At 66.6% G+C, this 12,023-nt stretch carries 9 protein-coding genes and 3 pseudogenes; 4 read left to right on the forward strand and 8 right to left on the reverse strand.

The features are described from left to right. The first annotated feature begins 10 nt into the window (after positions 1–10). The gene (locus tag JOF55_RS18720; protein WP_310275985.1) at positions 11–1,627 is read left to right on the forward strand and encodes an MFS transporter; all 1,617 of its coding nucleotides are present in this window, start codon (positions 11–13) and stop codon (positions 1,625–1,627) included. Then, positions 1,548–2,654, forward strand: a complete 1,107-nt coding sequence (locus JOF55_RS18725; RefSeq protein ID WP_310278454.1) for a helix-turn-helix domain-containing protein — start codon at positions 1,548–1,550, stop codon at positions 2,652–2,654. Before JOF55_RS18720 ends, JOF55_RS18725 begins: the two co-directional genes overlap by 80 nt. On the opposite strand, the gene mmuM is transcribed toward JOF55_RS18725, so the two are convergent. After that, a complete protein-coding gene (gene mmuM / locus JOF55_RS18730) occupies positions 2,648–3,553 on the reverse strand; it encodes a homocysteine S-methyltransferase (protein WP_310275987.1) in 906 nt (301 codons plus the stop codon). The two genes, JOF55_RS18725 and mmuM, sit on opposite strands and share 7 nt — an antisense overlap. 64 nt (positions 3,554–3,617) lie before the next feature. Between mmuM and JOF55_RS18735 the strand changes: the two are divergent. Next, positions 3,618–4,222, forward strand: a pseudogene (locus JOF55_RS18735) (IS3 family transposase); the annotation flags it as partial. A gap of 254 nt (positions 4,223–4,476) precedes the next feature. Here JOF55_RS18735 and JOF55_RS18740 read toward each other — a convergent pair. The 7 genes and pseudogenes from JOF55_RS18740 to JOF55_RS18770 all read right to left on the reverse strand — a co-directional run. After that, a pseudogene (locus JOF55_RS18740) lies at positions 4,477–4,789 on the reverse strand (3-oxoacyl-[acyl-carrier-protein] synthase III C-terminal domain-containing protein); the annotation flags it as partial. 75 nt (positions 4,790–4,864) lie between these two features. Beyond that, positions 4,865–4,966: pseudogene (locus JOF55_RS18745) on the reverse strand (transposase); the annotation flags it as partial. Positions 4,967–5,100: 134 nt separating this feature from the next. Beyond that, positions 5,101–6,216 (reverse strand): alanine dehydrogenase, encoded by a 1,116-nt coding sequence (gene ald, locus JOF55_RS18750; RefSeq protein ID WP_310275991.1) that lies wholly within the window; start codon positions 6,214–6,216, stop codon positions 5,101–5,103. 62 nt (positions 6,217–6,278) lie between these two features. Continuing rightward, entirely contained in the window at positions 6,279–6,875 is a 597-nt protein-coding gene (locus tag JOF55_RS18755; RefSeq protein ID WP_310275993.1) for a DUF3156 family protein, read from the reverse strand. Beyond that, positions 6,872–8,272, reverse strand: a complete 1,401-nt coding sequence (locus JOF55_RS18760) for an APC family permease (RefSeq protein WP_310275995.1) — start codon at positions 8,270–8,272, stop codon at positions 6,872–6,874. Before JOF55_RS18760 ends, JOF55_RS18755 begins: the two co-directional genes overlap by 4 nt. A gap of 108 nt (positions 8,273–8,380) precedes the next feature. Further along, positions 8,381–9,748 carry an aminotransferase family protein gene (locus JOF55_RS18765; RefSeq protein WP_310275997.1) on the reverse strand — a complete coding sequence of 456 codons (1,368 nt, stop codon included), beginning with the start codon at positions 9,746–9,748 and terminating at the stop codon, positions 8,381–8,383. A gap of 26 nt (positions 9,749–9,774) precedes the next feature. Then, positions 9,775–11,259 carry an aldehyde dehydrogenase gene (locus JOF55_RS18770; protein ID WP_310275999.1) on the reverse strand — a complete coding sequence of 495 codons (1,485 nt, stop codon included), beginning with the start codon at positions 11,257–11,259 and terminating at the stop codon, positions 9,775–9,777. A gap of 154 nt (positions 11,260–11,413) precedes the next feature. On the opposite strand from JOF55_RS18770, the gene JOF55_RS18775 reads away from it, so the two are divergent. Next, positions 11,414–12,019 carry a TetR/AcrR family transcriptional regulator gene (locus JOF55_RS18775; RefSeq protein WP_310276001.1) on the forward strand — a complete coding sequence of 202 codons (606 nt, stop codon included), beginning with the start codon at positions 11,414–11,416 and terminating at the stop codon, positions 12,017–12,019. Positions 12,020–12,023 lie beyond the last annotated feature (4 nt).

The following is a 12,023-nucleotide window of genomic DNA, read 5'->3' on the forward strand; positions in this document are numbered from 1 at the left end:
AGAGGAACGTATGGATCCGTCGGTTGTCGATCGGAGGCAGGTCGATCGCAGCGCATCGAGTCCGCCGCCCTGGTTGGTGATGGCGATCGCCTGCCTGGGCCAGTTCTTGGTGGTTCTCGATGTGTCGGTGGTCAACGTGGCGCTGCCTGCCATGCGTTCCGGTCTCGGTTTGAGTCAGGCGGGGATGCAGTGGGTGGTCAATGCGTATGTGATCGCCTTCGCCGGTTTCATGTTGCTGGGCGGTCGGGCCGCCGATGTGTTCGGCCGTAAACGCACCTTCGTCGCCGGGATCGGTGTGTTCACCGTGGCCAGCCTGGCCGGTGGGGTGGCGATGGCGCCGTGGCAGCTCATCACCGCTCGCGCGATCCAAGGGGTCGGTGCGGCCGTGCTGGCCCCGGCCACCCTCACTCTCATCACCGGCTCGTTTGCCGACGAGTCGACTCGCACCCGCGCGATCGCCGTGTGGACTGCGGTCGGCGCCGGTGGTGGCGCGGCGGGCAGCCTCGTCGGTGGTGTGCTCACCGAATTCCTGTCCTGGCGCTGGGTGCTGCTGATCAACGTTCCGGTCGGGGCGTTGACCATGGCCGGTGCGGTGCTGTGGTTGGCCGAGCGTCGTGACCAGGTACGCAAGCGGCTGGATCTGCCCGGCGCGATGCTGGTCAGTGCGGGCTTGGCGCTACTGGCCTACGGCATCGTGCAGACCGAGTCCGCAGGGTGGACGGCCTTCGGCGCGCTGTTTCCGCTGGGCGTCGGGCTGGTGGTGCTGGCCGTCTTCGTCGTCGTCGAAGCCCGCTTGCGGGAGCCGTTGATGCCGTTGCACGTGTTTCGACTGCGCTCGGTGGCCGCGGCCAACGCTGCGATGTTGGCCTCGGGCGGGGTCATGTTCTGCATGTGGTTCTTCCTCACGCTCTACATGCAGCACGTGCTCGGCTACACACCACTGCGGACCGGGCTGTCCTTCCTGCCGCACTCGATGGGCATCATCCTCGGCGCGCAGGTCGCACCCCGCTTGATGCGCCTGCTGGGCGCCAAGACCCTGGCCATCACAGGGGCACTGATCGGCGCGGTCGGCATGGTCTGGCAAAGCACCATGACCGCGGACGGGACCTATCTCGGCACGATCCTCGGGCCCGGCATCCTCATGGCACTCGGCGCCGGGCTGACCGCCACACCCGTGGCCACGGTCGCCACCTCGGGCGCCGCACCAGGAGAAACAGGGTTGGTTTCCGGGCTGGTCAACACCTCCCGCCAGATCGGCGGCGCGCTGTCGCTGTCGGTGCTGTCGGCGGTGGCCGCCGCCCACATTCACGGCAGCACCCACCCGGACGTGTTGACCGCCGGCTATGCGGCGGCCTTTGCGACCGGGGCCGCCATCCTGGTCGGCGCCGCCGTGCTGATGCTGGTTATCTTTCCGGGCGCGCGGGCACACCAGCCGAGCGCGGCCAGCACGGCCACTCGCCGAGACCGCAGCGGATCGGCCGAGCACACCGACTCGGGCTCGGCGCCGCTGTCCGGCCTGCACAGGGACACTCGGAAGAGTGATCGACATGGTTCGCGAACCGGAGACCATCGCGGAGACTCGTCGCACTTTGGGAGCACAGCTCGCAGCCTTCCGCCAGGCCGCTGATCTCACCCAAGGCCAGTTGGCCAAGGCCGCGTTCTGCGACCGCACGACGGTTACCCATATCGAGAAGGGCCGCGCCCGCGCCGACGAGCGATTCTGGCGAGCCTGCGACGAGGCAGTTGGAGCAGGCGGTGCGCTGCTGGCCGCCTTCCACGACCTCGTGGCGTCCAAACATGCCTATGAGCAGCGGGAGCAACAAACTCGGCTCGCGGTGGCCCGAGCACGCGCTGAGCGGCTGACCACGAACGGACATCCCGCACCTTCGACGTCGGCGACCGACGATGTCGGTTTGGTCGGCCCTCCCGCACCCCCTGTCCGACTGGACAGCGTCTACGTCGAAACCCTGCACAGTCGCATCCGCGAGTTGATCGACCTCGATACCCGGGTCGGTGGTGACCATTCCTCGGGGCTCGCCCTGCAACTGTTGATCCTGCAGAACATGTCCATGCACGCCGGGCACCTCGGTCGTCCGGTCGAAGCCCTGCGCATTGCCCGCATGATGCTGGAGACGAACAAGCTTTCACCTCGGCTGGAAACGCTCTTTCGTACCCGCGAAGCCCGCGCTTTGGCGCTGGCCGGCGACGAGACCGCAGCCGAGCGCATGTTCCGTCGGGCCCGGTTGCTGTATCTGGATGGAGTGTGCGGCGACGATCTGGCATGGGCGTGGTGGATCAATGAGCAGGAGCTGGCTTGGCATGAGGCCATGATTCGTGTGGATTCGGCAGACTGGGGCTCGGCGGTTGATGCTTTTCAGGCCTCCATCGAGGTGACGCTCGATCATGAAGTGCGGCGCCGCTACCACCATCTTGCCGCGCTGCTCGATGTGCAGGTCCGCGTGGCGGCCTGGCGTGGCGCCGACCGAACAGTCCAGCGTGTCCTGCCCTACGTCGATGAGATCGGTTCCACCCGCACCGTGACCACGCTGTTGGGCGTGATCGACCGGCTTGGCACCACGCGGGCAACACCATCGGTCGGTGAGGCGGCCGGGCAACTCGGTGGCATCTTGACCAGCGCGGGATACGGTCACTGATCCGCGCCGTGCGCGGCTTGCGCGATCTCGGCGATGTCGGTGGGGCTCACTCGGCAGCATCCGCCGATGATGTGTGCGCCCTCGGTGATCCATTGCCGTGCTTGTTCGCCGGAGTAGCGCGACGGTCCCACCCATGTCCGTTGCTGTGCATTCCAGCCTTCGCCGCTGTTCGGGTAGGCGATCACGGGTTTCCCGGTGGTCTCACCGGCCACGGTGATCGCCGCGGGTACGTCGTCCGGGGAGCAGCAGTTCACGCCTACCGCTACGATCTCCGGGGTCTCGGCGGCGATCGCGAACGCCTCGGCCATGGATTGTCCGGCGCGTGTGTGGTTCCCGTCGAGGTTGTAGGTCAGCCAGGCCGGGATGCCGCACCCGGCGATCGCGGTCCTCAGTGCTTCGGCCTCGTCGGTGTCCGGCACCGTTTCCAGGGCCAGCACATCCGGGCCGGCTTCGGCCAGCACGTCCAGACGGGGACGGTGCCACGCTGCCAGTTCGGCCACGCTCACTCCGTAACGGCCCCGGTACTCCGACCCGTCGGCCAGGGCCGCGCCGTATGGGCCGATTGAGGCGGCCACCCATCGCTTGCGCCCGTCGTCGGCCATCTCGGCGCGGGCGGTCTGTGCCAGTTCGACACTGCGCCGCAGCAAGCGGGCAGCTTCCTGCCGCCCGATCCCACGCGCCGCGAACCCGTCGAACGAGGCTTGATAACTCGCCGTCGTCGCGATGTCGGCCCCGGCGCGGAAGAACGCCCGATGAGCAGCTGTGATCTCGGACGGGTCTTCTACCAGCAACCGTGCCGACCACAAAGGGTCCGAGAGGTCATGTCCCCGTGCCTCGAGCTCAGTCGCCAGACCACCGTCTGTGATCAAGGCCGAACAGTTCGGTACAACGAAACCCACCAGGCCATTCTATGAACCATCCCGGGTTTTCGTACCCCTTTTCGATCTTGGGAAGGATGGCACGATGCCGAACAGGTACGATCATGAAACCCGGGTCAGGGCGGTCCGTCTGGTCAAGGACCATGTCGATGACTACGAGACCGAGTGGGCCGCGATGCGGGCGGTCTCGACCCGGCTGGGGGATGAGCATCGAGACGCTCCACAAATGGGTGCGTCAGTCCGACATCGATTCGGGTGAATCCGTTGGTGTGTCAACGGAATCGGCCCGCGAGAATCGTGAGCTCAAGCGCAAGGTCCGCGAACTGGAACGGACCATCGAAGTACTCAAGGCGGCCATGAACTTCTTCGTGGCCGAGTGCGCCCCGCAACACCGCTGATCTGCGCGTTCATCACCGCGCACCGCCAGGTGTTCTCCGGTCGCACCGGGCCGCCGCCGGCCCGAGTCGCTGTAGCCGAGCCTGGAAATGTGGGCGCACCTGCAGCGCCAAGGTGTGGCCGGTGGCCCGCTCCACCGTCGAACGGCTGATGCGCGAGAACGGCTGGCGCGGGACCACCCGCACGAAGAAGGTCCGCACCACGGTTTTCGACCCGACGGCCGAGCAAGCACCTGACCTGGTTAAACGCCGCTTCGCCGCGGACTGCCCGGACGAGCTCCGGGTCGCTGACTTCGTGCGCCGCGAGGCGCGGTTTGACCGTGTGGTGATGAAAGGACACCACCGCTGGGGCGTTGCAGAGTCCTGGCCGAAGCTGAGGGCAGCCGAGATCCCCGGGACAGGGGTGAGGGTGGACAGCGGCCCTGACAACGACGAGTCGTACCAGAACTGCCAGATGGTGCGGGCTCGGCTAGCAAGACGGAGAGGCATCCGTGAGGAACCAGTGTCTGAACGCCCCTCAAGCGCAACCACCAGCCCAAAACCTGGCTGCTACGGGCAGCGGACCACTTGACCCGCATACGACAGTCCACCGCCGAAGCCGAACAGCAGTACAGGGACGCCCTTTTCGACTTCTCCACGATCGATCAACTTGGAGAAGGCGAGCGGGATACTCGCGGCGGAGGTGTTGCCGGACTCCGCTACGTCACGGGCAACTACCGCATTGACAGCACCGGTCTTCTGTGCGACCGGCTCGATGATCCGCAGGTCGGCCTGATGGAGCACGACGCCCCCAGCTCTTCCGGTGTGACTCCAGCCTTTCGCAGACCCGCCGCGTGATATCCGGGAGGGCTGTCGTGGCCCATATCCGGTACGGATCCCCAAGGTGACGGCTGTGTCCGCATTCGGTGCGGTGTAGATCGGTTTCGGGTCGACCAGTACTCATCCAGTACTCGGTGCCCTCGCCGCCGCTGCCCATCCACAGGACCAGCACGTCCTTGCGGCCGTCCACGGTGACGCCGATGGCGGCGTAGATGGGCCGTTCCGGCGACAACGCTCGCCCTGACGTCCCGACCTGCTCCTGTGCACTCACAGCTTCAGAGGTCATCACTCACAACCCATCCCGCCGGACAACATCCGGCGTGTCGGGCCGGAAACACGTTCAGGCGACAGTCCTCACTGTAGAAGGCTGTCGAGGCTGCCGCTCTCGCGCCCGTGGGCACGGGCGACGGGGGCGTTGACGAGGGTGCCGTGGTGGGTGTTGAGCCCCTTGGCCAGCGCGGAATCCTCGCGGCAGGCCTGCTGCCAGCCCTGATCGGCGATACGCAGGGCGTAGGGCAGGGTGACGTTGGTCAGGGCGTGGGTGGAGGTGTTGGGCACCGCGCCGGGCATGTTGGCCACGCAGTAGAACACCGAGTCGTGCACCCGGTAGGTGGGGGCGTCGTGGGTGGTGGGCCGCGAGTCGGCGAAGCAGCCTCCCTGGTCGATGGCGATGTCGACGAGCACGCTGCCTGGCTTCATCCGCGACACCAGCTCGTTGGACACCAGCTTCGGGGCCTTGGCGCCCGGTATGAGCACGGCACCGATGACCAGGTCCGCGGAGGTGACGGCCTGCTCAACGGTGTAGCGATTGGAAGCCACGGTGCGGATCTGGCCACGGTAGTCGCGGTCGATGTCGCGGAGCTTGTCGACGTTGGTGTCGAGCAGCTCGACGTCGGCGCCCATGCCCAGGGCGATGGTGGCGGCGTTGAGCCCTGCCACACCGCCGCCGATGACCACCACGCGAGCCGGGTGCACCCCGGGCACGCCGCCGGGCAGCACGCCGCGCCCGCCGCTGGGACGCATCAGCGCGTAGGCACCCATCTGGGGAGCTATGCGACCGGCGACCTCGCTCATGGGGGCCAGCAGGGGCAGGCCGCCGATGTCGTTCTGGACGGTCTCGTAGGCGATGCCGGTGATGCCGGAGTCCAGCAGCGCGTCGGTGAGCTCGGCGGAGGCGGCCAGGTGCAGGTAGGTGAACAGGACCTGGTCCCGGCGCAGCCTGGGGTACTCCTCGGCGATGGGTTCCTTGACCTTGAGCACGAGCCGGCCCTCGCTCCAGACCTCGTCGGCGGTGGGCAGGACCTTGGCGCCCGCGGCGAGGTAGTCCTCATCCGGGATCGAGGAGCCGGCACCGGCACCGGCCTCGACGAAGACCTCGTGGCCCCGGCCGACGAATTCGTGCACTCCTGCGGGGGTCATGGCCACCCGGTATTCGCTGTTCTTGATCTCGCGGGGTACGGCGATCTTCATGGCGCTTCCTTTCTGACGATGTCGTTCGGTATCGGATTGCCCTGCGCGGGAGACAGGTTGGTTCAGTCCGCAACAGCGGTGGTGATCTCGTGCAGTGCTGCAGTGATCACCGCGGCCTCGGTGCGGGTCAACGTGTTGGTGTAGGTCATCGGGGGAAGCAGAAGACGCAGGTGGTGCCCGGCGTAGGGCTCGACGCAGACGTGCCAGCAGCCGGTGTGGGCGGTCCAGGACACAGTGCAGGACGTGAGGTCGACTGCGTGGATCAGCTCGGTGAGGGCGGGACCGGTCAGCTTGGTAGCCACCTCGTCCGCTTCGGATTTTCCCGGTCCGGACGGATTCCACCAATGCCTTGTCCGGTGTGTGCCTCGGATACGAAGTTCGAGGGTGCAATCCGCGATGGGCCCGAAGGCGCTGGGTACGGAGGTGGTGACCTGCAGGTGGTGGATCCGGGCCAGCAGCTGCTTCTGCGTCCTGTACCCGAGCCGGATGTGCCGATCCGGGGTTGTCATGCTCACGCCCGTGCTCTGACGATCACCGATGTTGAGCCCGGCTTGCCGGAACGGGAACGCCTGCTGGTGCAGGGAGTGCACAGCGGCAGCGTCGAGCGGGGAGGGTGGGAGGAACACTCCTGCTGGTGCCCGGCCGAATGCGGCGGTCATGACTGCACTCCTCGTGCCGGTTCGCGAATGTCCTGGTCCGCACTGTCGGGGTCCGCCAGCGGGGTGGGGGTGAAGAACGGAACCTTTTTGACGAGTTTGAGCCAGACGAAGGCGTAGCCGAGAATCACGGCGGTGCAGCCGGCGGCGCCGAGCCAGACGGTGGTTCGCATGTCGGCATCGGGATGGATGCTGATAATCATGCCGATACACGCTGCGATGCCGATGATCTGGGGCAGGGGATACAGCGGTGCGCGGAAGGCTCGGTGAGCGTCGGGGTAGCGGCGGCGCAGGACGATGACATCGATCTGGGCGAGGATGTAGGAAGCCAGCCACATGACGGTGGCCACCAGCACGAGGGTGAGGACGGCGTCGCTGTCGGCGACGGTCACCAGCGAGCCGATGATCAGGCCGGTCACGGCCAGCACGGAGATCCACGGTGTGCGAAATCGCGGATGTACCCAGGCGAATGCACGCGGCAGCATTTCCTTGCGGGCGAGGCCGTAGAGCATTCTGGGGACTGCGGCGAGAATCGCCGAGACCGAACTTGCCGAGGCCAGGATGGTCGCGGCGGTGAGTACGAACAGGCCGGTGGGTCCGGCGATGGCTTCGGCGACCAGCAGGTGCGGAGTCGCCGAGGTCGCCAGTTCCTCCAGTCCGACGTAACGCAGCGCTGCGAAACCGAACAGCATGTCCACGAGATAGACGAGCACCAGCCCGCTGATCATGGCACGGGGAATGATCCGACCGGGGTTGCGGATCTCCTCGCTCATGGGGCAGACGAACTCGATGCCGATGAACAGGTAGGCCCCGATCGCGACGAGGTGAACGATACCGGTCCAACCGGCGGGGTTGAGGGGGATCGATTCGACGCTGGGTACGTTGCCGAGCTCGAGAAGACCGGCGACTCCGAAACCGACGAGGGTGAACAGCATGACGCCGGTGACCACGAGCTGGGTACGCCCGAACGATTTCACCCCGACGAGGTTGATCACGCAGAACAGGACGGTGAGTCCGATCGCGAACAGGCTCGGGGGGATGGCGGGTACGAGCTGGTGCGCCGCGAGGCCGGAGACCATGAGCTCGGCCGGTTCGACCGTGGCCACGAGCACGATGTAGCCGGCGAGCACACCGAAGATCGCGGGCCCGCGCCCCAGCGCTGGTGCGGTGTAGTCGCCGATCATCCCGGCCCCCGGGATGAGATTGGCCAGCTCCGAGTAGGAGAAGGAGATCAGTATCGTAATGACCAGCGCGGCCAGTCCTGCTATGGCGAACGCCGATCCGCCGAGTCCGAACCCGTTGCCCAGTGTGGTCAGCGTTGTTGAGGCAATGACGAGTCCGATGCCGGTGACCAGAGCACTCCAGAACCCGAGAGTGCGCTGCAGAGTTGGGGCAGTCATGGTGAGGCAGGCCTCTTTCGCGCGGAGATTGCCAGGCCGGGATGGCGGGGTGACTCCGAGGCCGTCGGCGAGGTCGCGAACGCGCGGCCTCGCCGACGGCGAGATCGGTCAGTCCCGCACCGTTCCGGAGGCGTCGGTGCGTTCGAGTACACGGCGCAGTGCCGCGGCTATGCGGTCGGCCTCGTTGTGACCGAGGGTCAGCGCCGGTGACAGGACGAGCCCTTGGGCGGAGTCGCGGACGATCACACCGTGCTCGCGACGGACCGCGTCGGCGACCGCTCCGGGGTTCGGCAGCGGGGTACGGGTGGCGGTATCCGAGACCAGTTCGATGCCCAGCATCATGCCGACGCCGCGGACCTCGCCGACCACGGGGATCCCCTTGAGTTCGGTGGCGATCTTCTCGGTCAGGTAGGTGCCGATCTCGGTGGCCCGCGAGAGGAGGTGCTCGCGGTCGATGATGTCGAGATTGGCCTGGGCGACCGCGCACGAGGTGGGATGGCCGTTGTAGGTGTAGCCCATGGGAAAGCCCTGCTGTCCGAGCGTCTCGGCGATGTGATCGTCCACCAGGACCGCACCGAGCGGCAGGTAGCCGGATGTAATCCCCTTGGCGGTGACGATGATGTCGGGTCGCACGCCGAAGTGGTCGGCGGCGAACCACTGACCGACTCGGCCGTAGGCGGTGACGACCTCGTCGAGGATCAGCAGGATTCCGTGCCGGTGGAGCACTTCCTGCACGCGGGGCCAGTAGTCGTCCGGGGGCACGACCATACCGGCGACACCCATGATCGGCTCACCGATCATGGCCGCGATGTTGTCGGCGCCGATCTCGGCGATGGTGTTCTCGAGCTCGCGGATACAGACGTCGGTGCAGTCCTCGTCGCCGAACAGGTCGGTGCGGTAGGGCCACGGCGGGGTCAGGTGGGCCACGTCCGGCAGCATCGGTCCGAAACCGTCGTGATAGAGCGGAAAGCCGGTCGCGGTGCCGCCGCCGTAGGCGACGCCGTGGTAGGCGCGGTGCCGGGCCAGGATCCACGTGCGGTCGGTGTCGCCGCGGCGGTAGTGGTGGTGACGGGCCATTTTCAGGGCCGCTTCGATGCCTTCGGAACCGCCGCTGGTGAAGTACACGTGGTTGAGGTTGTCCGGGGCGAGTCCGGCGAGTCGGTCGGCAAGTTCGATGGCGCGGTTGTTGGAGAACTCCCAGAAGCTGGTGAAGTACTCCAGTTGCCGCATCTGAGTGGCGGCGGCTTCAGCGAGTTCTGCACGCCCATGGCCGACCTGGGCCAGCCAGAGCCCACCGGTGGCATCGAGGTACTCGCGCCCGTCGACATCCCACAGCGTCGAGCCCTGGCCCTTGGCCATGACAACGCGTTCGGTCGTGGTGGCCGACAGGTAGGGGTGGATGATGTGGGCTCGGTCCACGTCGGCGAGCTCACTGGCGCTGATGCGAGCTTTCGCAGCATTGTCGGTGGTGGTCACGGCGCTGTCCTTTCATCGTGGGTGGGTCAGTGCTTGATCCAGGTGGTCTTGAGCCCGGTGAACTTGTCCAGGGCGTGCAGGGAGAGGTCCCGGCCGTAGCCGGACTGGCCGAATCCGCCGAAGGGGGTTTGTGCGCTGAGTGCGTCGACGGTGTTGACGGAGACGGTCCCGGCACGCAAAGCCTCCGAGACGCGTAGTGAGCGCGACAGGTCGGCGGTCCATACGGAGGCGGCCAGGCCGTAGCGGCTGTCGTTGGCCATCTCGATGGCGTGCTCCTCGTTATCGAAGCTGGTGACGCACAGCACGGGTCCGAAGATCTCTTCGCGTTCGATGCGGCTGCCGGGCTCGACATCGGTGAACACGGTCGGTTCCACGAAACAGCCGTGGCCTGCGAGGCGGTCGCCGCCGGTGACCAGCCGCGCGGTGCGTTTGCCCTCTTCGACAAAGTCGACGACACGGGAGGTGTGGGTCTCGTCGACGAGCGCGCCCATTCGGCTTGCCGGATCGAGTGGGTCACCCGGTACGTACTCCTGCGCCCGGTCGGCGATCTTGGCGAGAAGGTCGTCTTCGATCTCGCGGGCGACGAGCAGGCGTGAGTTCGCCGAGCACACCTCGCCCTGGTTGGCAAAGATCCCGGCGCAGGCCGCGTCGGCGGCCGCGTCGAGATCGGCGCAGTCGGCGAAGACGAGGTTCGGGCTCTTGCCGCCGCATTCCGGCCAGACCTGCTTGAGGTTCGACTCGGCGGCGTAGCGCAGAAACCGTTTGCCCACGTCCGTTGACCCGGTGAAGGCGATGCAATCGACGTCCGGGTGCAGGCCGAGGGCCTTGCCGGTGGTCTCGCCCGTGCCCGGGACCACGTTGAGGACACCGTCGGGGAGTCCGGCTTCGGCGGCGAGTTCGGCCAGGCGCAGCGCGGACAACGGGGACTGTTCGGCCGGTTTGAGCACCACCGAGTTTCCCGCCGCCAGGGCCGGGGCCAGTTTCCAGGTGGCCATGTCCAGGGGGAAGTTCCAGGGTACGACCGCCCCCACGACACCGAGCGGGACGCGGTTGATCAGTGCCAGGTCACTGGAAGCGGTCGGGGCGATCTCGCCGTAGGTCTTGTCCAGTGCTTCGCCGTACCACTGAAACAATCCGGCGGCGAAGGGAACGTCGATCTTGTGGGCGTCTGTGACGAGTTTGCCCATGTCCAACGAATCCAGCAGCGCCAGTTCCTCGCCGTGTTCGGTGATGAGTTCGGCCAGCCGCAGCAGGATGCGCTTGCGCTCGGTGGGGGCGCTCCGAGACCACGCGCCGGAGTGGAAGCTGTGGCGTGCCGAGGACACTGCGGCATCGACGTCTTCACTCGTACACGCGGCGACGTCGGCGAGCTTGTCACCGGTGGCCGGGTTGATCGACGGGAACGTGTCACCGCCGGGGGACGGCACCGGCTTACCACCGATGAAGGCCTCGGTGCGAGGGCGTACCCGGGCGGCCGAATCCGTCCAGTGGGCATGGGTCGGGACTGACATCGGTCTCCTCGCGATGATCGTCTGGCAGTGGCTCGCGTGTGTTCCGCGTCACCAGTATTTCTTTGAACGCGAATTCAACTCTTACACATCAGAGCATGTCAACGGGTTGAACCGAGATTGGAAAAATTGAACACAGTCATAAATAATGATGAGCATGGCACGCTCGAGGAAGCATGACGCGCGCCGCGAGCAGCTCATCGACGCTGCGTCGCGAGCCATCACCGAACGAGGGCGGGACAACCTGCGCATCCGGGACATCGCGGCCCAGGCGGGAGTCTCGCCGGGCTCGGTGCTCTACCACTACCCGGAGCTGGACGAGCTCATGTTCGACGTCCATCGCAACGTGGTCGAACGCTTCTACCAACGACGACTGGCCACGGTGGAGTCGATCGAGACACCGGTGGGCAAGCTCGCTGCGGCCCTCGGCTCGGGGTTGCCCTCCGGGCGCGATGACGACGTGGCCCGCGTGCTGTACGAAATGCACGGGTTGGCCGACCGCAGCTCCACCCACGCGTCCCTGATGACCAGCCTCTACGACCGGGAAGTGGCCCTGTACTCCACGGTCCTGGAGGCGGGGAGAGCCAGTGGTGCGTTCACGCTGACCCAGCCGTTGGGCGAGGTCGTGCACACTCTGGTCGTCCTGGAGGACGGATTCGGGCTGCACCTGCTGAGTAACAACACATCCGTCGACCTGGCGCGCGCCAGAAGCTTGCTGACTGCCTACGCCGGGCAGGCCACCGGCTGTGCATTGCCCGTGTGAGCAG

Source organism: Haloactinomyces albus, from assembly GCF_031458135.1.
GTDB classification, from domain to species: domain Bacteria; phylum Actinomycetota; class Actinomycetes; order Mycobacteriales; family Pseudonocardiaceae; genus Haloactinomyces; species Haloactinomyces albus.